Annotated in this window: 13 protein-coding genes; 7 read left to right on the top strand and 6 right to left on the bottom strand. The window is 69.7% G+C overall.

The window, feature by feature from the left end:
• Window positions 1-209 precede the first annotated feature (209 nt).
• Window positions 210-1,526, top strand: coding sequence for an ATP-grasp domain-containing protein (locus tag LV79_RS10535; protein WP_253835980.1), 1,317 nt, complete (start codon window positions 210-212; stop codon window positions 1,524-1,526).
• 45 nt (window positions 1,527-1,571) lie between these two features.
• On the opposite strand, the gene LV79_RS10530 is transcribed toward LV79_RS10535, so the two are convergent.
• Window positions 1,572-2,417: a class I SAM-dependent methyltransferase gene (locus LV79_RS10530; protein WP_253834567.1), complete on the bottom strand. Its 846-nt coding sequence runs from the start codon at window positions 2,415-2,417 to the stop codon at window positions 1,572-1,574.
• Between the two features lie 12 nt (window positions 2,418-2,429).
• Window positions 2,430-3,449, bottom strand: coding sequence for a tRNA-guanine transglycosylase (locus LV79_RS10525; RefSeq protein ID WP_253834566.1), 1,020 nt, complete (start codon window positions 3,447-3,449; stop codon window positions 2,430-2,432).
• A gap of 146 nt (window positions 3,450-3,595) precedes the next feature.
• Here LV79_RS10525 and queC point away from each other — a divergent pair, with 146 nt between their 5' ends.
• Genes queC through LV79_RS10505 form a run of 4 tightly spaced genes read left to right on the top strand, consistent with a single transcriptional unit; the run spans window position 3,596 to window position 6,264 of the window.
• The gene (gene queC, locus LV79_RS10520) at window positions 3,596-4,285 is read left to right on the top strand and encodes a 7-cyano-7-deazaguanine synthase QueC (RefSeq protein ID WP_253834565.1); all 690 of its coding nucleotides are present in this window, start codon (window positions 3,596-3,598) and stop codon (window positions 4,283-4,285) included.
• Window positions 4,285-4,923, top strand: coding sequence for a 7-carboxy-7-deazaguanine synthase (gene queE / locus LV79_RS10515; protein ID WP_253834564.1), 639 nt, complete (start codon window positions 4,285-4,287; stop codon window positions 4,921-4,923). The genes queC and queE overlap by 1 nt, the downstream gene beginning before the upstream one ends.
• Entirely contained in the window at window positions 4,923-5,279 is a 357-nt protein-coding gene (gene queD, locus LV79_RS10510) for a 6-carboxytetrahydropterin synthase QueD (protein ID WP_253834563.1), read from the top strand. The genes queE and queD overlap by 1 nt, the downstream gene beginning before the upstream one ends.
• Window positions 5,280-5,310: 31 nt before the next feature.
• Window positions 5,311-6,264, top strand: coding sequence for a TIGR01777 family oxidoreductase (locus LV79_RS10505; RefSeq protein WP_253834561.1), 954 nt, complete (start codon window positions 5,311-5,313; stop codon window positions 6,262-6,264).
• 317 nt (window positions 6,265-6,581) lie between these two features.
• Here LV79_RS10505 and LV79_RS10500 read toward each other — a convergent pair whose 3' ends face one another.
• Genes LV79_RS10500 through LV79_RS10485 form a run of 4 tightly spaced genes read right to left on the bottom strand, consistent with a single transcriptional unit; the run spans window position 6,582 to window position 9,983 of the window.
• Window positions 6,582-7,691 carry an acyl-CoA dehydrogenase family protein gene (locus LV79_RS10500; RefSeq protein WP_253834558.1) on the bottom strand — a complete coding sequence of 370 codons (1,110 nt, stop codon included), beginning with the start codon at window positions 7,689-7,691 and terminating at the stop codon, window positions 6,582-6,584.
• A complete protein-coding gene (locus LV79_RS10495) occupies window positions 7,675-8,877 on the bottom strand; it encodes a class-II aminoacyl-tRNA synthetase family protein (RefSeq protein ID WP_253834556.1) in 1,203 nt (400 codons plus the stop codon). Before LV79_RS10495 ends, LV79_RS10500 begins: the two co-directional genes overlap by 17 nt.
• Window positions 8,877-9,122, bottom strand: a complete 246-nt coding sequence (locus LV79_RS10490) for a phosphopantetheine-binding protein (protein WP_253834554.1) — start codon at window positions 9,120-9,122, stop codon at window positions 8,877-8,879. Before LV79_RS10490 ends, LV79_RS10495 begins: the two co-directional genes overlap by 1 nt.
• On the bottom strand, window positions 9,123-9,983 hold the full coding sequence (locus LV79_RS10485) for a 3-hydroxyacyl-CoA dehydrogenase family protein (RefSeq protein WP_308208937.1): 861 nt from the start codon (window positions 9,981-9,983) through the stop codon (window positions 9,123-9,125).
• 448 nt (window positions 9,984-10,431) lie between these two features.
• On the opposite strand from LV79_RS10485, the gene LV79_RS10480 reads away from it, so the two are divergent.
• Together LV79_RS10480 and LV79_RS10475 are read left to right on the top strand one after the other, a co-directional pair.
• Window positions 10,432-17,379 carry a type I polyketide synthase gene (locus LV79_RS10480; RefSeq protein WP_253834549.1) on the top strand — a complete coding sequence of 2,316 codons (6,948 nt, stop codon included), beginning with the start codon at window positions 10,432-10,434 and terminating at the stop codon, window positions 17,377-17,379.
• Window positions 17,376-21,572: a type I polyketide synthase gene (locus LV79_RS10475; protein ID WP_253834547.1), complete on the top strand. Its 4,197-nt coding sequence runs from the start codon at window positions 17,376-17,378 to the stop codon at window positions 21,570-21,572. The genes LV79_RS10480 and LV79_RS10475 overlap by 4 nt, the downstream gene beginning before the upstream one ends.
• Window positions 21,573-21,580 lie beyond the last annotated feature (8 nt).

Genomic DNA, 21,580 nt, shown 5'->3' with positions numbered 1-21,580 from the left:
AAGACCCCGGACATCGCGTACACACTCCGTCGCCGTCACGCCGCCGACATCGCTGGACAGGTGGGAGTTCACCCGATTCCACCGAAAGATGTTGGAGTTGTTCGCAATCGTGGGGGAATCGCACTAGGGTTGGGGTGGGGGCTGGGTGCGGGGGTCGCGCTCGGGGGTTGGTGAGTCGAATCCGGATGATGGCAACAGGGGTGAGATCGATGCAGGACGGCGGCGAGTTTTACGTCGACGTGGCGCTTCCCGGGCTTGAGGGGTTCGGGGAGGTGGAGATCCGGTGTGGGTTGCTGCGGAAGATGGGGTTGCGGTCGCTGGTGTTGGCGGCGCCGGAGTCGGTGCAGCGATATGTGGACCACGCCGATGTGGTGTTGGCGTGTGAGGACGTCTACTCGACCGAGGTGACGGCGGCGGTGTTGGAGCCGTACCGGGGGCGGTTGGCGAACTGGGTCACGTTGAACGACAAGGTGTGGCACATGCAGCTGGGGGTGTCCGACCTCTTGGGCATCTCGTTCCCCGGTCGGCGCGGGCAGCTCAACTGCCGGATCAAGCCGCTGCTGCGTGAGGTGTTGTCGGACATCATGCCGACGGGGTTCGTGGTGCTCGGCCGCGACGAGCTGTCCCGGGAGCGGGTCGCCGAGCTGGGTGAGCGGCTGGGGTACCCGTTCATCGTGAAGCCGATCTGGGGCAGCGGCGGGTCCTACGTGGAGATCATCGACGGGCCCGAGCAGGGGTACGACCTGATCAGCACGGTCTTCACCGAACTGGCCGAGGACAACGACATCCACACCTTCCGCACCGACGACGGCCGGGAGTGGGACCCGCGCACGCAACTGCTGGTGGAGCAGTTCGTCACCGGCCGCGAGCTGTCGCTGGAGGCGTTCGTCCAGCACGGGCAGCTGACCAGCATGCTCACCCAGGAGAAGTACTTCTGGGACAGCGACGGCGCCTACCGGTTCGAGACGGCGAACCTGTGCCCGACGCCGTTCCTCAGCGAGTCCGAGCACGCGGTCATCCACGCCGCGATGCAGGAGGCGGTCACCGCGCTCGGGGTGGACGACACCTTCGTCCACATCGAGTTCAAGTGGGACGGCAGCCGGGTGCACATGATCGAGCTGAACCCGCGCCTGGGCGGCGGTGCCGTGCCGCAGACACTGGACAACTGGTTCGGCGTCGACACCCGGCAGATGCGGTTCCAGCTGCTGGTCGGCGAGACCCTGCCGGAGAAGTTCGAGGGCCGCGACGGGTTCACCCTGGGCGTGTTCGTCAACGCGCACGAGTCGGGCACCTTCCGCGAGCTGGAGGGCCTGTCCTGGGTGCACGAGCAGCCGGAGTTCAGCTTCGAGCAGAAGTACCTCAAGGAGGGCCAGCACATCCCGCCGCGCGACGGGTCGAAGGCGCACCGGGTGCACTGGTTGTACTGCTACGACGCGTTCTACGACTGCCACGACGTCGACCAGATCGACCGGCTCTACGCCGAGACGCGCAAGCGGGTGCGGCTGCGGTTCGCCGAGGCGCACTGACAAGCCGAGGTGGACTGACAAGCCGAGGCGCACTGACAAGCGGCACTAGCCCCGGCGGACCACCAGGCAGATCTCGTCCTCGGTGCGGAACTCGCCGACCTCGGTGAACCCGTGCTCGGCGAAGAACCGGCGCAGCACCCCGGTCTCCCGGCGTTCGATGTCCTGGCGCTTGGCCATGGCGGTGCGCGACCCGCTGAAGACCAGCAGGTCGGCGGGTGTGCTGGCCAGCACCGCCAGCGCCTGCGGCGAGCGCCGGGCGACCACCGGCAGCACCTTGAGCACCAGGGCCACGTCCAGCCGGGCGGGCAGGCCCTGGGCGTGCAGCGCGGGCCAGTCCTCGGTCAGGTCCCACCGCACCGGGTGGACGCGCTGGTCGACCCGCGCGTGCGCGGACACGGCCCGGATGGCCTCCGGGTCCGTGTCGACGGCCCACAACTGCGCCACGGGCGGGTCGTCGAGCGGGAACACCAGCGGCAAGACACCGCAACCGACGTCGATGATGCTGTTAGGACTACCGATGTGGTCGAACAGCTGGCTGAAGAAGTCCTCTATGCCACTGAGCCGCTCAGCGGTCGACACGTGCCCGGCGACGACGGCCTGGATGGCTTCAGCTGAGTGCTCCGCCACCAACCGGTCGACGGCCTCGGTCGCCGACGACTCCGCGGGCCGGTACCGGCGCAGGTGGTGGTAGATCTCCTTCTTCGCCGCCGTGGCCGCGTCCCGGTACACCCGCAGCCGCTTGACCTTGTCCACCGATTCGGCGTCGCCAACCGCGCTGACCAGGGCGCGGTTGCGGTTGAAGGACTCGACCACCATGTCCACCGCGGCGTCGTGCTCGATGCGGTAGCGCCGGACGATGTCGCCTGCCAGGTCAGCGGCGAGCGAGCGCATCAGGTCGATGACTCAGCCCACCAGTTCCCGCCACGACCGCTCCAGCGCGCTGTTCGGGAACCACCGGCCGTGCACCTCCAGGATCTCCGCCAGGTACGCGTCCAGCGTGTCCGCGTCGAGCCGGGCGTTGATCTCCTCCATGGTGGCGCAGATCGTCCACAGGTTGTGCAAGAACAGGTCCTCGCCCTCGGGGAACGAGGTGGGGTCCTCAGCGCAGGCAGGACAACCGCAGCGGTACTCGCCCGCCTTAAGCGGTCCCGGGTCCCTAATCGCGCCGTACGGGGTCATGTACCACCCGTCACGAGCGAAGTGGCCGTAAGAGGCCGAGTCGAAGATGTTGACCCCACAGGCCACTAGGAACGGCAGCTCACACGGGTCGCCCGCGCCATAGAGGTGCATCGGCACATCAGGCCCGATGACCTCACGCGCGTCTCTAGCCACAGCACCCACGAAGCCCATGTCGTGGTTGCGGTTGAAGAACGGCACCAGGCTGCCCAGCGCCAGGTACCGCACGCCCATGTCCCGCAGGGTGCGCACGCTGCGGTGCCGCAGGTCCATGTACCGACCGCCCTGGGTGACCCCCGCCAGGATGCCGCGCTCCACCAGCCCCAGCGCCTGCCGGATGCGCTTCTCGGTGGCGGTCAGCTTCGCCTCCGCGGTCGACCGGGAGTCGCCGGGCGGGGTGACCAGGTCCAGCGGCGCCAGGATGTCGCTGCCGATGCGGTCCTGGAACCGGACGATGTCGCGGTTGTCCAGGTACAGCTTGCGGGTGAACCCCTGGAACGCCCCGGAGTCGGTGGTGACCAGCCCGTCGAACCCCAGGTAGCTGTGCAGGCCCTGCTCGAGCACCTGTTCGCGCAGGTCGCGCTGCTTGTAGAGGAAGTAGGAGTTGACGATGCAGCCGTCCACCCTCGGCCCGTCGACCCAGCTCTCCAGCAGGCCGTGCTGGCGGTGCGGCTGGTACACCGGGAGGAACAGGGGGAGCCGGTGTTTGCTCTCCCGATTGGTCACGAATACCCGCGAGGCCCGCATCGACCCAGTCTAACCAGCGTGAACACCCGTCACCGAGGCAGGCGCGGGGCCCCGGGTGAGCCGGGCCACTGACCCGACCGGAGTAGGCTGACCCGGGGAACACGGGCACCTGGCCTGGAGAAGACGGAGAGGGTCGGACAAGCGTGATGGCGACGAGGCCGAGGGCGGTTGTGCTGCTCAGCGGGGGTCTGGACTCGGCGACGGTCCTGGCCATCGCGGCGGCGGACGGCTTCGAGACGTACGCGCTGAGCTTCCGCTACGGCCAGCGGCACTCGGTCGAACTCGACGCGGCCGGCCGGGTCGCGACCGCACTGGGTGCGAGCAAGCACGTGGTCGCCGACATCGACCTGCGGGTGTTCGGCGGATCGGCGCTGACCGACGACAGCATCGCGGTCCCGCACCACGACGACGTCGACGGTGTGACCCAGGACATCCCGATCACCTACGTCCCGGCGCGCAACACGATCTTCCTGTCCTTCGCGCTGGCCTGGGCCGAGACCCTGGGGTCGCAGGACATCTTCATCGGGGTGAACGCGCTGGACTACAGCGGCTACCCCGACTGCAGGCCGGAGTACATCGAGGCCTACCAGGCGATGGCGAACTTGGCGACGAAGGCCGGGGTCGAGGGCACACAGAACCTCACCATCCACATGCCGTTGGTCGCGCTGACCAAGGCGCAGACCATCCAGCGCGGCCTGGACCTCGGCGTCGACTACGGCCTCACGCACAGCTGCTACGACCCGGTCGACGGCCGGGCCTGCGGCACCTGCGACTCCTGCCTGCTGCGCGGCCGCGGCTTCGCCGAACTCGGGCTCACCGACCCGGCGCTGGCCTGATGTACAAGGTCAAGGAGATCTTCTACACCCTGCAGGGCGAGGGAACCCACGCGGGCAGGCCGTCGGTGTTCTGCCGGTTCAGCCTCTGCAACCTTTGGACCGGCCGCGAGAAGGACCGCCACCGCGCCATCTGCACGTTCTGCGACACCGACTTCATCGGCACCGACGGCCCCGGGGGCGGCAAGTTCGCCACCGCCGCGGACTTGGCCGCCGCCGTCTCCGCCGCGTGGGAGGGCGCCGCGCACCCGCGCAGCAAGCCCTACGTCGTCTGCACCGGCGGGGAACCGCTGCTGCAGCTGGACAAGGCCGCGGTCGACGCGCTGCACGACGCGGGCTTCGAGGTCGCGGTCGAGACCAACGGGACCCGTCCGGCGCCGCCCGGGCTCGACTGGGTGTGCGTGTCGCCGAAGGCCACCGCCGAGGTCGTGCTGACCAGCGGCGACGACCTGAAGCTGGTCTACCCGCAGCCCGACGCGCTGCCGGAGCGCTTCGAGCACCTGGACTTCACGCACTTCCTACTCCAGCCGATGGACGGCCCGGACGTCGAGGCCAACACCCGCGCCACCGTCGAGTACTGCCTGCGCCACCCGCAGTGGCACCTGAGCCTGCAGACCCACAAGTACCTGGGAATAGCCTGATGGAGATCTTCCGCGAGTTCACCTTCGAGGCGGCGCACCGGTTGCCCAACGTCCCGGAGGGGCACAAGTGCGCGCGCCTGCACGGGCACTCGTACCGCGTGGTGGTCGCGGTGTCCGGGCCGCTGGACCCGGTCGCGGGTTGGGTGATGGACTTCGGCGACCTCAAGGCCGCGGTGAAGCCGGTGATCGCCGAGTTGGACCACTACTACCTCAACGAGATCCCCGGTTTGGAGAACCCGACCAGCGAGGTGCTGGCGGAGTGGTTGTGGGGGCGGCTGAGCGGCGCGCTGCCGCTGTCGGCGATCACCGTGCGGGAGACCTGCACCTCCGGCTGCACTTATCGCGGCTCACACTGACCCACCCCCGGGTCCGGCGGTAGCCTGACTCATGAAGGTCGTGGTGCCCGGGGGAACCGGGAATGTCGGGGGATTCCTGAGCCGCGCGCTCGCGGCGGCCGGGCACGACGTGGTCGTGCTGAGCAGACGGGCGGTCGACGTCGGCGGCGGTGTTCGTTCCGCGCGGTGGGACGGGCGCACCCTGGACGCGTGGGCCAGCGAGGTCGACGGCGCCGACGCGGTGATCAACCTCGCCGGGCGCAGCGTCAGTTGCCGCTACACCGACGAGAACCTGCGCGAGATGATGGAGTCCCGTGTGGACTCCGCGCGCGTGGTCGGCTCGGCGATCGCGGCCGCGTCCGCGCCGCCCCGGGTGTGGCTGCAGATGAGCACGGCGACGATCTACGCCCACCGCTACGACGCGCCCAACGACGAGTCGGGGATCATCGGCGGTGCGGAACCCGATGTACCGGGGTACTGGGCGTTCAGCGTCGAGATCGCCAAGCAGTGGGAACTCGCGCAGCAGGAGGCGGCGACGCCCGACACCCGCAAGGTCGCTCTCCGGACCGCGATGGTGATGAGCCCGGACCGGGGCAGCGTTTTCGACGTCCTGTCCTGGATGGCGCGGGTCGGCCTGGGCGGGCCGGTGGGCGGCGGACGGCAGTACGTGTCCTGGATCCACGGCCAGGACTTCCTGCGCGCCGTTCAGTTCCTGCTCACAGAGTCCAGTTTGGACGGTCCGGTGAACCTCGCCGCGCCGGATCCCCAACCCCAGCGCGACTTCATGCGGACCTTGCGCCGCACCTGGGGTATGCCGTTGGGCCTACCCGCGACCAAGTGGATGGCCGAGATCGGCGCCTTCGCCCTGCGCTCGGACACCGAACTGCTCCTCAAGAGCCGCCGCGTGATCCCCGGCCACCTGGTCGACGCGGGCTTCACCTTCGAGCACCCCACCTGGTCCGCCGCCGCGACCGACCTCGTCCGAGCCCGACGTTCAAGCACCTAGACCCGCGGCCCGCGCATCGACCGCAAGGCCACAACCGTCCCCGAAGTCCCCGCTGAAGTCGCCCGGAGCCCCGCAAAACCGCGCCTCGCCCCGGCAAGATCACCGCCACCGGCCGGACCCCAGCCCCCACCCTCTCCGGGGGGCGTCCCCTGGTCCAGTCTACCGGCACCCCCACCCGCGGCGAAGGGTGTGGCGTTGCCTGTGGACAACTCGGGGGGTTGTGGACAGACGGATGCCGTGGTCACCAGGCGGATGCCGTGGTCGCCGGGTCTGACGCCGGAGAAGTCGACCCGAACGGGGGACGTCGGGCGGGCTGGCTAGTGGCGGGCCAGGGTGAGGTCGGCGATCTGGAGTTGTTGGATCTGGGTGGTGCCCTCGATGATCTCCTGGATCTTGGCGTCGCGGAGGTGGCGTTGGACCGGGAAGCCCGAGCCGATGCCGTTGGCGCCGTGGAGTTGCACCGCGTTGGTGGCGACGTCGAACGCGGTGCGGGACGCGGCGTACTTGGCGATCAGCGTTTGCCGGATGGCGTCGCGGTGCGAGGTGGCGCGCATGGTGCCCGCCTGGCGGCACAGCAGCCGGGCGGCCTCGACCGAGGTGATCATCTCGGTCAGTGCTCGGCGGACCAACTGGTGCTCGGCCAACGGAACGCCGAACTGAACCCGATCGCGCGCGTAGTCCAGGCTGGCAGTGAGGCAAGCCTGGGCCAGACCGACACAGCCACAAGCGGTGCTGAAGCGGCCATAGTCCAAAGAGGACGTGGCGACGAGGTCGAAGGTCAGTCGACCGTGGCTGAGCAGGTTCGACGAGGGCACCTCAACCGCGTCTAGAACCACCTCACCCAGTTCCGACGCCCGCAGACCGAGCAGCCCGCTGATGGGCGACACCGTCAGCCCGGGTGTGTCCCGCTCCACCACGAACGCGGCCGGGTCACCGTCAAGTTGGGCGAACACCAGGAACACGCCCGCGCGCTGGGCGAAGCTGATCCACTTCTTGCGGCCGGTGATCTCGTACCCGCCCGGGACCGCGCGGGCCGTGGTGGTGCCGTTGCGGGCGTCGCTGCCGACGTCGGGCTCGGTCAGCGCGAAGGCACCGATGGTCGTCCCGGTGCCGATCGCGGGTGCCCACCGGTCGGCCAGGTCCTTGCTGCCCCAGCGGAGGATGGCGTGCGCGACCATGCCCTGCACGGCGACCAGGTTGCGGACCGACCCGCAGCCCCGGCCCAACTCCTCGCTGAGCAGGCCGTAGGTCTCGACGTCCATCCCGGTGCCGCCCGCGGCCGAGGGCAGCGTGGGGACCAGCCAGCGCGCGGCCGCCAGGTCCTTGACGATCTCGTCGTCGAGGTGCTCGGCCTGGTCCCAGGCGCCCGCGTTCGGGATGAGCCGCTCGTCGGTGAAGCGGGCGAAGGCGTCAGGGTCGTGCGGCACCTGGGTCCCCAATCCGGTCGGTGACGGAGGTCGGCCAACCGGCGGGATCGGTGCCGTGCTGGCAGAGGAAGGCGTAGGCGAGGCGTTCCAGGCCGAAGCCGACGCAGCCGCTGGCCACCGGTGCGGCGTCGGACCCGGTGATGTCGAAGGACTCACCGAAGAACTGGCCGTGCAGGTTGAACGAGCCGACGGCGATGGTGCGGTCCTCGGCGACCGGCACCCGCAGCTCGAACTTCAGCTCCAGCATGCGCTGCGACAGGATCTTGCCCGCGGTGTCGGGGTTGCCGAAGAACGGGTCGTTGGCGACCTCGCAGTGCCCCGCGAGCCCCAACTCCTCCAGCAGCGCGTACGCCTGGGCCATCACGGAATCGCGGCACTCGGTGGCGAACGACTCGCCGCCGAGGAACACGATCTCGCGGATGGTGAAGTCCCACAGGCGTTCCATGCTGGTGTGGTAGCGCGACTCGTACCGGAAGGACTTGCCGCGCGCGGTCACCACCATCTCGTCGGCCAACCGGCGGCCGGTGTACTGGTGGTAGGTGTGGTAGCACATCGTCGGCGGCAGGCAGTACTCCTTGTCGCCGCACTGGTCGAACAGGTCGTCGGGCAGCCGCCCCGCGGCGCGGTAGCGGTCGACGAATCCGTTGTAGACGTCGATGTCGTTGTGCAGCCGGGTCACGAACATCGCGAACTGCGGGAACGACCCGAAGTAGCCGAACCGGTCGAGCACGCTGGTCGGCAGCAGCGTCGGGTACCGGAACTCCCTGGACCGGGGCAGCGCCAACGCGATCGACCGCAGCCGCTCGTCCAGGTAGTCCACAAGCGACAGCACCGGCTCGCCGAACCCGACCTGCCCCTCCCCGGCGACGAACGCCGAGTCGGCCGCCAACAACAGCGGGAACGGGTCGGTGAACGACTCGACCGATATCGCCGAACGCCACACCTGCCGGGGCGGCAACGCGCGCTGGGTGAGCACCTCGGCCGTCACGACTTTCCCGATTTTCGCCGCGATGGCTGATTCCGACTCGTCGCCGGAAAGGACCAGGTCGACACCGGTGATAACGCCACCGGCGGCCACCAGGTCGAACTCGGCAATCGCACTGGAGACGAAGAACAGCCGTTTCGCCAGTTCACCGGCCAACCCGTCGGGAACGGGATCGGCCAGCGCCACCCGCACCGCGCGCATCACACCGCGGCGAGTTTGCGGGCGACCAACTCGTCGACCCGGTCGACACTGCGGAAATGCTCGAAGCGCAGGTCGTCCCCGGTGACCTGGACGCCGAACTCCTGCTCGACGAACACCACCAACTGCATCACGAACATCGACCGGACCAGGCCGCGCTCGAAGATGTCGTCGTCATCGGCGAGTTCGGTCTCGGTGATGTTGTCCAGGATGAACTCCCGGATCCTCGCCTTGCCCTCGGCACCCATCTAGCCCGCCCTCCCCGGCCCGCTCGCGCCGGACCCGTAGTCGAAGAACCCCTGCCCGCTCTTGCGGCCGTGCAGCCCCGCGTCGACCATGCTGGTCAGCAGCGGGCACGGCCGGTACTTGCTGTCCTTGAACTCGTCGTGGAGCACCTCGATGGACAGCAGCACGGTGTCCAGGCCGATCAGGTCGGCGGTCTCCAGCGGCCCCATGGTGTGCCCGAAGCACTCGACGAAGAGCCGGTCGATGTCGGCCGCGGTGCCCACGCCCTCGTGCAGCAGGAACACCGCCTCGTTGACCGTCAGCATCATCACCCGGTTGGTGACGAAGCCCGGCGAGTCGTTGACCACCACGCTCTTCTTGCCCAGCGCCGCGATGAACTCCCGCATCCGCGCCAGCGTCTCCTCGGACGTGCGCCGACCCCGGATGACCTCAACGGTCGGCTTGAGCGGCACCGGGTTCATGAAGTGCGTGCCCACGACGTCCTCGGGCCGACCGGTGAGCCCGCCGAGCCGGGTGATCGGGATGGCCGACGTGTTCACCCCGATCGGGGTACCGGGGGCGAGCAGCTCGCCGAGCCGCCGGTAGACCGGTTCCTTGACCGCGAACCGCTCGGTCACGTTCTCCACCACCAGGTCGACCCCGTTGAGGTCGGCCAGGTCGGTGCTGAACACCGTGCCGTCGGCGACCTCGGCGGCGGTGATCGCCGACTCGGGCGCCAGCAGCGCGTAGAGCCGGACGTCGTGGGCGATCGCGCGCCGTACGCCGTCCAGTATTTCGCTGTCGCGGTCGATGAGAATGACCGGGAACCCGGCCTGGCGCAGGGCGATGGTGACGCCCCGACCCATTACCCCAGCCCCGACCACACCCACGGTGTGAACACTGGACACTGCCGATTCAACCCCCTCGCCGCACCGCCCGCGCCGGGCGGGAAATCAGGTGAGTTCGGACCGGTGGTCACGCACAAGACGACGGCACGCCGACACCGAGGCGGAACCCGCTCCGGGTATTACCGGATTTGTCGGTGGAGTCCACTGTGCACGATCCTCCCCGCGCCGAACAACGGGCCCCATCCGGGGCCCTCGACCGACACTACCCCAACGGGGCGCCGGTGTGGCAGCCCTCGAACGCGGATTCTCCCGATTCCACTCGCGAGGGAGTAGAACTCGCGGCGGCACTGGGTATAGTCGAAAGCCGGGGCCGTTGTTCGCCGCGTTGGACGAGCCACCCCTATTGCCCGCTCGCTGTTGTCGGACCAGTAGTCACGCCGGTGAACACCGCAGGCGTCGACGCATGCTCGTTGGGGGCTCGCAGATGGATGACCGCGCCGCCGTGCCGGTGACCGACACCGTGCCAGTGGCAGGTGCCGCGCCCGGGACCAGTGCCGCGACGGCGAACAGTGCCGCGCCAGTACACGGCGCTGTGCCAGTGCTCACAGTGCACGGTCTCGTCGAGCGGGTGCTCACCGAGCGTCCGCCCGACACGGTCGCGGTGGTCGACGGCAACCGCCAAGTGAGCTACCCCGAACTCGACCGGATGGCGCAACGGGTCTGCTCTTGGTTGCTGGCAGCGGGTGTCGGGCGCGGCCACCTGGTGGCGCTGCACCTGCGGCGCGGCCCGGAGCTGTTCGCCGCGATGCTGGGCGTGCTCAAGGCGGGCGCGTGCTACGTGCCCATGGACGTCGAGGACCCGGTGGCGCGGCTGCGTGCGATCGCCGAGGACGCCGACATAGCCGTGCTCGTCACCGATGGCGCGCGGCCGACGCCGTTCGACGCGTCCACGTTGGTGCTCGATGAGATGTGGCAGGAACAGGACAACCGGGAACTCCCGCCGAGCGCACCGGTCCACGTGGACCCGGACGACCCGGCGTACGCGGTCTTCACCTCCGGCTCCACCGGGCGCCCCAAGGGTGTCCCGATGACGCACCGGTCGTTGACCAACCTGCTGTGGTGGCACGAACACGAGCGACCGGGCGCCAACCAGGGCCGCACCGCGCAGGTGTGCGCGGTGAGCTTCGACTTCTCCTTCCACGAGGTCTTCGCCACCCTGGGCTTCGGCGGGACGCTGGTCGTGGCCGACGAGCGGACCCGCCGGGACCCGTTCGCGCTGGCGGAGTTCCTTGAGGGGCAAGGGATCGAGCGGTTGTTCGCCCCGGTCACCACACTCACCCAGCTCGCGGAGGCGGCGCGCGGGCGTTCGGGCGCGCTGGCCGTCCGGGATGTGGTGACCACCGGCGAGCGGCTGCGGGTGACCCCGGCGCTGCGGGAGTTCTTCCAGCGCGCCGCGGGCGCCCGGCTGCACAACCACTACGGCGCCACGGAGTTCCAGGATGCGACCACGCACACCCTCGACGGCGACCCGGCCGGATGGCCGGAGGCGGTCCCCATCGGCCGACCCATCACCGGGGTCACGGTGCACGTGCTCGACGACGAGCTGCGCCCGGTGCCGGAGGGCGAGCTGTACGTGGGTGGCGTGGGGGTCGCGTCCGGGTACCTCAACCGGCCGGACCTGACGACGGAGCGTTTCCTGGACAACCCGTTCGGGCCGGGCAGGCTCTACCGCACGGGTGACCTGGCGCGGGTGTCGGCCGACGGAACGGTGGAGCACCTGGGCCGGGCCGACGACCAGGTCAAGGTGCACGGCGTGCGGGTCGAGCCGGGCGAGGTGGAGTCGGCGCTGGCCGCGCACCCGGAGGTCCGGGAGGCGGTCGTGCTCGCCCAAGAGGTCGGTGGCGTGCGCAGGCTGGTCGCGCACCTGGTGACCACCGGCGTCGACGACGGAACCCTGGCGCGGCGCCTGCACCGGCTGCTGTCCGCTCAGCTGCCCCGGTACCTGGTGCCCGAGGTGTACGAGCTGCTCGTGGCGATGCCCAGGACCGCCAGCGGGAAGACCGACCGCCGCGCCCTGCTGGCGCCCGAGGAGTTCGAACGGCTGTCGGACGAGCCCGTGGTCGCCGCGCGCACCCCGACCGAGCGCCTGCTCAGCGAGGTGTGGCGCGAGGTGCTGGGGCTCGACGAGGTCAGCACGACGGACAACTTCTTCGACATCGGCGGGACCTCGCTGCACCTGGTCGACCTGCGGCAGGCGCTGACCGAGCGCACCGGCACCGCGTTCTCCCTCGTCGACCTGTTCGGCAATCCCACGATCAGGGCACTGGCGGCCCACCTCGACCGGGACGCACCCGCCCTGTCGCCGCACCGCAGGGAGCTCGGCCGGGGGCACAACGGCGGGCACAACGCGGACATCGCGATCATCGGCATGGCGGGCCGGTTCCCCGGTGCGGACGACGTCGCCACCTTCTGGCGCAACCTGGTCGCGGGTGTCGAGTCGATCGCCGAGTTCGACGACCTCGGCGAGGTGGACCCCGCGCTGCGGGAGCACCCCGACCACGTGCGCGCGGCGGCGGCCCTGCCCGGCGTCGACCGGTTCGACGCGGCGTTCTTCGACATCAACGCGAAGGAGGCCGCCGCGACCGACCCGCAGCACCGGCTGTTCCTGGAGTGCGCGTGGGAGGCCTTCGAGGACGCGGGCTACCGGCCAGGTCCAGACCACGGCGCGGTCGGTGTGTTCGCCGGGTCCAGCCTGAGCACCTACCTGGTGAACAACCTCACCCGCGGCGCGGGCGGCCCGTTCGTCGAGGCGGACATGGCGCAGTTCCAGGCGAAGTTGGGCAACGACCGCAACTACCTGCCGACCAGGGTGTCCTACAAGCTCGACCTGCGCGGGCCCAGTGTCGCGGTGCAGACGGCGTGCTCGACGTCGCTGGTGGCGGTGCACCTGGCCTGCCAGAGCCTGCGGTCGGGCGAGAGCGACCTGGCGTTGGCCGGTGGGGTGTCGGTGATCGTCCCGCAGCACGGCGGGTACGTCCACGAGGAGGGCATGGTCCGGTCGCGCGACGGGCACTGCCGGGCGTTCGACGCGGCGGCCGACGGGACGTTGTTCGGCAACGGCTGCGGGGTGGTGCTGCTCAAGCCGCTCGAGGCCGCGCTGGCCGACGGCGACCGGGTGATCGCGGTGGTCAAGGGGTCGGCGGTCAACAACGATGGCTCGGCGAAGGTCGGGTTCACCGCGCCGAGCGCGCAGCGGCAGGCCGAGGTCGTCGCGGACGCGCTCGCGGACGCCAGCGTGCCAGCGGGGTCCATCGGGTACGTGGAGGCGCACGGCACCGGGACCGCGATCGGTGACCCCATCGAGGTGGCGGCGTTGAACGCGGCGTTCCAGGTCGACGGCCCGTTGCCCGCGGGCAGTTGCGTGCTCGGGTCGGTGAAGACCAACATCGGGCACCTGGACGAGGCGGCCGGGATCGCCGGGCTGGTGAAGGCCGCGTTGGCGGTCGAGCGGGGCACGGTGCCGCCGACGGTGCACTTCAGCGCGCCGAACCCGGAGATCGACTTCGCCGCCGGTCCGTTCGCGGTGTCCGCTGAGGTGACGCCGTGGCCGGAGTGGTCGCAGGTGCGTCGAGCGGGGGTCAGCTCGTTCGGCATGGGCGGCACGAACTGCCACGTCGTGCTGGAGCAGGCGCCAGACCGCCCGGCCTTGCCCGCCAAGCCCGGTCCGCACCTGCTCGCGTTGAGTGCCCGGACACCGGATGCGTTGCGGGAAATGGTTTCCCGCTATGCCAAGCACCTCGCCGAACATGACCTGCCGCTGTCCGACGTGTGCGCGACAGCCGCGACCGGACGGCACCTGTTCGGGCACCGGTTCGCCGCCGTCGTCGAGACCTCGGACGACGCCCGGCAGGGACTTGAGTCCTATGTGGAACCTGCACGGCGGTCGAAGGTCGCGTTCCTGTTCAGCGGCCAGGGCTCTCAGTACCCGGGGATGGGGCAGGACCTCTACGACGAGTACCCGGTGTTCCGGGAGGCGTTCGACGAGTGCGCCGCGCTGATGTCCGGGATGTTCGACCTGCACGAGGTCGTGGCCGACGACCGCGTCAATGACACCGCCTACGCCCAGCCCGCGCTGTTCGCCATCGAGTACGCCCTGGCCAAGTTGTGGCTGTCGTGGGGTGTGCGTCCGGAGGCCTTGCTGGGGCACAGTGTGGGCGAGTTCGTGGCCGCACACCTGGCGGGCGTGTTCTCGCTGATGCACGCGGTGATCCTGGTCGCGCACCGGGGTCGGCTCATGCAGGCGCTTGACGCACCGGGCCGAATGGTGGCGGTGGCCGCTGATGAGAGCACCGTCGCGGAGTTGGTCGCGCAGCACGCCGGGGTGTCGATCGCGGCGGTGAACGGGCCATCGGCGACTGTGATCTCCGGTGCCGCGGACGAGGTCGAGGCGATCAGCGCGGAACTCGGCCGGTGCGGCGTGCGGACCAAGGACCTCGTTGTCTCACATGCGTTCCACTCGCCGTTGATGCAGCCGGTAGTAGAGGAGTTCACCCGGATCGCCCACGGCATCACCTACCACGAGCCGAGCATCCCGATCATCACCAGCGGGGATGTCGCGACGCCGGAGTACTGGGTCGACCACGTGCTCGACACCGTCCGGTTCGGCGACGGGGTCCACACCCTGATCGATTCCGGCGTCGATGTGTTCCTCGAGGTCTCCCCGAAACCGACCCTGCTGTCCCATGTGGACGCCGATGCGCTGCTGGTGCCGACCCTGCGCCCAGGCCAGGAACGGGAGCAGGTGCTGCGCGCCGCACGGGATCTGTTCACCGCCGGGGTTGACATCGACCTGGCCGGGTTGTTCCAGGGCGAGTACCGCAAGGTCGCCCTACCGACGTACCCGTGGCAGCGCGAACGGCACTGGATCGACGCGCCCGAACCCCAGGCGCCGCCGACAAGAGGCAAACCGCTCATCGGCGAGCGACTGGACATCGCCGACAGCGACGACGTCCGCTTCCAGACGACCCTCGGGCCGCGAACCCTGTCCTGGCTGGGCGACCACCGGGTCTTCCAGGCGATCGTCATGCCCGGCGTGGCCTTCCTGGAGACTGGTCTCGCCGCTCACCACGACGCGTTCGGCGGTGAGGGCGCCGTGGTGCGGGACTTCTTCGTGCACCGCGCGATGCCCTTCGCCGACGACAGCACCCTCCGCCAGGTCCAGATCGCCCTGCTGCCCGAGGGCAACGAGCACCGCCTGCGGGTCCACTCCCGTCTTCCCAGCGATCCTCAGTGGACTCTGCATGCCTCGGGAATCACCGCCGCACCAACGGCTCCGCTCGATGTCGAACCGTTGACCCAGGTGCGCAGCAGGTTCACCACTGAGATCCCCGTCGCCGAGATCTACCAGGGCGAGCGGGAACGGGAGATCGACCTCGGCGCGTCGTTCTGGGCGACCGAGCGGCTGTGGCGGGAAGACACCAGTTGCCTCGCTGAGATCGCGCTGCCCGCCGCCCTGCGCGGTGAGACCGAGCACCGCGTTCACCCGGTGCTGCTGGAGGCCTGCTTCCTCGCCCTGACGGTCACCTACCCGGAGAAGTACGGCAGGCGCACGTACGTCCCCGTGGGGGTGGAGCGGCTGACCCTGCACCGCGCGGTCGGCACGCACGCCTGGTGCCACGCGCGGCTGCGGCCCAGCGACAGCGAGACCCCGGAGACCCTGCACGGCGACGTCGACCTGTTCGACGCCGACGGGACGCTGGCGCTGACCATGCGCGGCGTCCTGCTGAAGCTGGCCAGCCGCCGGGCCATGCTGGGCGCCGAGGCGTGGCGCGACTGGCTCTACGCGACGGAGTGGGTCACCGCGCCCGCCTGTCCCCCGCCGACCGAGCGGCCGCTGGTGATCACCGGCGGCGAGTTCGCCGACCTGGGCGATCCCGTCCCCGCGGGTGGGCTCGTCCCCGGTCGGACGGTGCTGGCCTGCCTGTCCGCTGAGTCGACGACCACCGACCTGGCCGAGCTCGCCGCTCCCCTGCTGCGGCTGGTCCGCGAGGTGGGCGATGTCGGGTCGAAGCTCGTCCTGGTCACCCGGGGCGCGCAGCCCGCGGGCACCCGCACGGTCGCCAACCCGGCCCAGGCCGCGCTGTGGGGCCTCGGTCGGGTGATCGCCCTGGAGCACCCGGACCTGGACCTGACGCTGGTCGACCTGGATCCGGACGGACCGACGGCGGTCCTGGCCAGCGAGCTGTCCGGCGAGGAGAACCAGGTCGCCTACCAGGGCAGCACCCGCTACGTCGCCCGGCTGTCCCGGGTGACCGCTCCCGCCGCGGCGCCCGCGATCGGCCCCGAGGGGACGTACCTGATCACCGGCGGGCTCGGCGGCCTCGGCCTGGAGACCGCCCGACTGCTGCACCGCCTCGGCGCGCGGCGGCTGGCCCTGGTCGGCCGGTCAGCACCCGGACCGGACGCCGAGCAGGTCATCGGTGAGCTCCGAGCCGCGGGCGCCGAGGTCCGCACCGCCCAGGTGGATGTCACCGATCCAGTGGCGTTGGCGGCGTTCCTGGCCGAACTCGACACCCTGCGTGGCGTCTTCCACCTGGCCGGGGTGCTGGACGACGGTGTGCTGGCCCAGCAGACACCGGAGCGGTTCCGCACCGTGGTCGGCCCGAAGGCGGACGCGGCCTGGCACCTGCACCGGTTGACCGAGGACCTGGACCACTTCGTGCTGTTCTCGTCGGTCAGCTCGGCGCTCGGTGCCCCCGGCCAGGGGAACTACGCCACCGCAAACGCTTTCCTCGACGGTCTCGCCGAGTACCGGCGCGGTCTTGGCCTACCTGCGCTGGCGGTGCAGTGGGGCTCTTGGGCCGACACCGGGATGAGCGCGCGGTTGGGCCTGAACGACAAGTTGGCGTCACTCGGCGAAGGGGTCATTCCCACCGAAGACGGCTTGGCGGCGCTAAGTGCATTGCTCGGTACTAACGGTGTCCGGGCAGTCCTACCGATCGAGTGGCCGAAGTTCCTCAACCACCAGATCAGCGTGCCCCCGGTGTTCGCGCGCTTCCAGCAGAAGACGAGCAAACCGGTGGACCGCTCGTTCCGCCAAGAGCTGGACGCAGCGCCACCGGAGAAGCGTCGCGAACTCCTGGAAGCGGAAGTACGCGAACAGGTGGTGCGCAGCATCGGTACGGACAACGGGCTCGGACCGGAAGTCGGGTTCTTCTCGCTAGGGCTCGACTCGCTCAGTTCGATTGAACTGCGTAACCGGCTCCAGGCAGCGGTAGGTGAACCACTAGGGCAGACAGTTGTATTCGACTACCCGACGCTGTCCGGTCTTACCGACCACCTAGCCACTGTGCTCGCGGTAGACGACAACACCACCGATGACGTGGCGCGGTTGCTGGCGGCCAAGCTCGGCCTGTCCGAGGACGGCCTATGAGCAACCCCGGCTACGGCGCGCTGCTGCGCAAGGCACTGGCCCGGATCGAGCACCTGGAGTCCGAACTCTCCCTCGCCAAGGTGCTGGCGCCGGAGCCGATCGCGGTGGTCGGGATCGGCTGCCGGTTCCCGGGCGCGGACGGCCCGGACGAGTTCTGGCGGCTTCTGTCCGAGGGTCACGACGCGATCACCGAGGTGCCGCCGGACCGGTGGGACGTCGACGCCTACTACGACCCCGATCCCGACCGACCCGGCCGGATGACCACCCGGTACGGCGGGTTCGTGCCCAACCCGGCGGGCTTCGACGCGACAGCGTTCGGCATCTCCGCGCGGGAGGCCGCCAGCATCGACCCACAGCAGCGGATGCTGCTAGAGGTCACCTGGCAGGCCTTCGAGCACGCTGGGATGCCGGTAAGAGACCTGCCCAGCCGCACGGGTGTCTATGTCGGGATCAGCAACGTCGACTACCGCGAGGCGATAGTCCTCCACGGCGAAGACAGCATCGACGGCTACTTCAGCTCGGGTAGCACTACCAGCACCGCGAGTGGTCGTCTGTCGTACTTCCTGGGTCTCAACGGACCCTCGCTGTCGGTCGACACAGCGTGCTCGTCGTCGTCGGTCGCCCTGCACCTCGCCGCGCGTGACCTGCGCACAGGCGCGTGTGATGTCGCGGTGGCCGGTGGCGTCAACCAGATCCTGACCCCGCACGAGACCATCAGCCTCTCCAAGGCACGGATGATGGCCCCGGACGGCCGGTGCAAGCCGTTCTCGGCAGCCGCGAACGGCTACGTGCGCGCCGAGGGCTGCGGCATGGTCGTGCTCAAGAGGCTGTCAGACGCTCAACGCGACGGTGACGACATCCTCGCGGTAGTGCTAGGTAGCGCTACCAACCAGGACGGCAAGCGCAGCGGACTGACCGTGCCGCACGGACCGTCGCAGCAGGCCGTGATCCGGGAGGCCCTGCGCGACGCTGGCGTGTCCCCTACCGAGGTCGGTTATGTAGAGACCCACGGCACCGGCACCGCTCTCGGCGACCCCATCGAGGCTGCCGCTCTTGGCGCGGTGTTCGGCGAGCGAGACCGGCCGCTAGTGCTGGGCGCGGTGAAGTCGAACGTGGGCCACCTGGAGTCGGCGGCGGGCATCGCGGGCGTGATCAAGGCGGTGCTGTCGGTCCGGCACGGCACCATCCCGCCGAACCTGCACTTCGCCGAACCGAGCACCTTCGTGGACTGGTCGCTGCCGTTGCACGTGCCGACCGCCGCCGAGCCGTGGCCCGAGGGCCGCCGCGTGGCCGGGATCAGCTCGTTCGGCTTCAGCGGCTCGAACTGCCACATCGTGCTGGCCAACGCCCCGGAACAGCAGCGACAGCAGCCACCCGTGATGCTCAGCGACCGACTGGCCGACGTCGTGACGGTCTCAGCGGCCTCCGAGCCCGCCCTGCGCGAGTCGCTGGATCGACTGGCGGAGTTCGCCGCCACGAGCACGGCCAACTTCCACGACATCTGCCACACCGCGAACACCGCGCGCAGCGACTTCGAGCACCGGGCCGCGATCGTCGCACAGTCGTTGGACGAGTTGGCGGACCGGACGACGACCGTGCGCACGGGGTATGTGCCCGCGGGGCAACCGGCGCCCAAGGTGGCGTTCCTGTTCACCGGGCAGGGCGCGCAGTACCCGCGCATGGGCGCTCGGTTGAGCGTCACCGACCACGCCTTCCTCACTGCGTTCGCCGAGTGTGACCGGCTGGTCGACCTGGACCTGAACGCCTTGCTGAACAACGAGTCCAGCGCGGAGGAGATCTCACGCACCGAGTTCGCCCAGCCCGCGCTGTTCGTCTACGAGTACGCCATGGCCAGAGTGTGGCAGTCGTGTGGCGTCCAGCCGGACGCCTTGCTCGGCCACAGCATCGGCGAGGTGGTGGCGGCTTGCCTGGCAGGCGTGTTCTCACTGGAAGACGCCTTGCGCCTGGTCGTGGCGCGTGGCCGGCTGATGCAGGCCCTACCCGCGGGCGGTGCGATGGTGTCGCTGCGCGGCGACCGGGCGCTGGTTGAGCAGGTCATCGCCGAGCACCCGCTAGTGGGCGTGGCGGCGGTGAACGGACCGCAGGAGGTGGTCATCTCCGGCGATGGCGCGCAGGTTCGACAGGCGGCCGACACGCTAGCTGCGCACGGTGTTACTGGACGCGAACTCCAGGTCTCACACGCGTTCCACTCGCCGTTGATGCTGCCGATCGTCGATGCGTTCACCGAGGTGCTGCGCGGCATCACCTTCTCGAAGCCCACCATCCCGATTGTGTCCACTGTGACCGGTCGTGTGGTCGGGGAGGAGATCGCGGACGCGGCGTATTGGGTGCGGCAGGCGTTGGAGCCGGTGCTGTTCGCCGACGGTGTGCAGGCGCTGGCCGATCTGGGGGTACGGGCGTTCATCGAGGTAGGGCCGCAGCCAGTGCTGTCCGCTCTCGGACGAGCGGCGCTGCCTGGCGACGAGTACCTGTGGGTGCCGAGCGCGCGCCGGGACGTGACCTTCGACGACCTGCCCAAGGGACTCGCCGAGCTGTACGTGCGGGGCTATCCGATTGACTGGGCCGGTTACGGCAAGCCCTATTCGCGTCTGCGGGTCTCGTTGCCGAGCTACTCGTTCCAGCGCGAACGGCACTGGTTCGCCGCTGAGTCCACATCAGACGAGCAGTGGCTGCACCAGGTCACCTGGGAACCCACGGAACCGCAACCGCCGATCGACGTGGAGACAGTCCGCTACGAGCCCGAGCCCAACCCCGGCGATCCGGTGGCGCACACGCACCGCTTGGCAGCTGAGCTGCTGGAGCTGGTCCAAGAGGTCACGGCCCGTCCCAAGCCGCCACGGCTCCATGTGGTCACCAAGAACGCACACGCCCTCACCCCTGGCGAGTCGACCGACCCGACGCACACCGCCGTCTGGGGACTCGTGCACACCATCGCCGCCGAGCACCCCGAACTGCGCCTCACGGTCGTCGACACCGATGACGTCGACCTGCCCACCGGCGCGCCCTACACCGTCATCCGCAACGGGATCCACCACAGGCCCGCGCTAGCTCCGACGACTCCACCGAGCCCCGTCGAGCTGAGGCGGGACGGCACGTACCTGATCACCGGCGGTCTCGGTGCGTTGGGCCTGCGGACGGCCGAGGAGCTAGCCAAGGGTGGTGCGGGCACGATTGTGCTCACCAGCCGCCGCAGGCCGACAGCCGAACAGTGCACGAAGATCGCCGAGGTCGAGCGGTTCGCCACCGTCCACATCCACCTCGCCGACATCAGCGACCCCGAAGCTGTGGCTGATCTGCTGCGCACCCACGGCCCGCTGCACGGGATCGTCCACGCGGCGGGAGTGCTCGACGACGCGATCCTGGCCCAGCAGAACGCCAAGCGGTTCGACGCGGTGCTCGCCCCCAAGGTGGACGGCGCCTGGCACCTGCACAGGTTGGCCGCAGACCTGGACTTCTTCATCGCGTTCTCCTCCATCTCGACGTTCGTGCCAACCTTCGCCTCAGGCGCCTACGCCGCCGCGAACGCCTTCCTGGAAGGCCTGATGGCGCACCGTCGAGCGGCTGGACTTCCCGGCACCGCGATCCAGTGGGGCCCGTGGTCGGGCATCGGCATGGCCGCCGACGAGACCGCGCACGAGAAGTCCGGGCTCCGGATGATCTCGCCCGACCGAGGTGCTCGCTTGGCCCGTGCGCTGGCCGGTAGCGGCACCACCGCCGTGCTCAACGCCGACTGGACCAAGCTCAGCACGACGACCGGTGTCGCACCCGGCTTCTTCGGCGTCGAGCCGGTGGAGTCGAACGACGGGCCGTCGCTGCGGGACGAGATCAACGCCGCGAAGGACAAGGTCGCGTACCTCGGCGAGCAGGTCGAGTTGATCCTGCGGGACGTCCTGGGTGAACGATCGGAGCTGGGCAGGCACCAGGGCTTCTTCAGCATGGGCATGGACTCGCTGATGGCCGTGGAGTTCCACCTCCGGCTGACCGCCGCGCTCCAGGTCTCGATCCCGCCCACCGCCGTGTTCAAGTACGCCACGCTCGACGACCTCATCCCCCACCTGGCCGAGGAGATCGGCCTAGGTCCACAGGAGACGGGCGAGGAGGACACCATGTCCGCGGCCGACCTCCTCGCCCGCATCACGCGCAGCGCCAGCACCCACCTCGACGAGGACTGAGAGGAACC

Origin of the sequence: Actinokineospora globicatena (genome assembly GCF_024171945.1) — a bacterium.
Taxonomy (GTDB): domain Bacteria; phylum Actinomycetota; class Actinomycetes; order Mycobacteriales; family Pseudonocardiaceae; genus Actinokineospora; species Actinokineospora globicatena.
The sequence above is the reverse complement of the archived record's forward strand: the minus strand, read 5'-3'. Positions and strand labels throughout refer to the sequence as shown.

Bases quoted from the DNA above. Each gene is read 5' to 3' on its own strand.
- LV79_RS10535 (WP_253835980.1), top strand. From the start codon at position 210: ATGCAGGACGGCGGCGAGTTTTACGTCGACGTGGCGCTTCCCGGGCTT.
- LV79_RS10530 (WP_253834567.1), bottom strand. From the start codon at position 2,417: ATGCGCTCGCTCGCCGCTGACCTGGCAGGCGACATCGTCCGGCGCTAC.
- LV79_RS10525 (WP_253834566.1), bottom strand. From the start codon at position 3,449: ATGCGGGCCTCGCGGGTATTCGTGACCAATCGGGAGAGCAAACACCGG.
- queC (WP_253834565.1), top strand. From the start codon at position 3,596: ATGGCGACGAGGCCGAGGGCGGTTGTGCTGCTCAGCGGGGGTCTGGAC.
- queE (WP_253834564.1), top strand. From the start codon at position 4,285: ATGTACAAGGTCAAGGAGATCTTCTACACCCTGCAGGGCGAGGGAACC.
- queD (WP_253834563.1), top strand. From the start codon at position 4,923: ATGGAGATCTTCCGCGAGTTCACCTTCGAGGCGGCGCACCGGTTGCCC.
- LV79_RS10505 (WP_253834561.1), top strand. From the start codon at position 5,311: ATGAAGGTCGTGGTGCCCGGGGGAACCGGGAATGTCGGGGGATTCCTG.
- LV79_RS10495 (WP_253834556.1), bottom strand. From the start codon at position 8,877: ATGCGCGCGGTGCGGGTGGCGCTGGCCGATCCCGTTCCCGACGGGTTG.
- LV79_RS10490 (WP_253834554.1), bottom strand. From the start codon at position 9,122: ATGGGTGCCGAGGGCAAGGCGAGGATCCGGGAGTTCATCCTGGACAAC.
- LV79_RS10480 (WP_253834549.1), top strand. From the start codon at position 10,432: ATGGATGACCGCGCCGCCGTGCCGGTGACCGACACCGTGCCAGTGGCA.
- LV79_RS10475 (WP_253834547.1), top strand. From the start codon at position 17,376: ATGAGCAACCCCGGCTACGGCGCGCTGCTGCGCAAGGCACTGGCCCGG.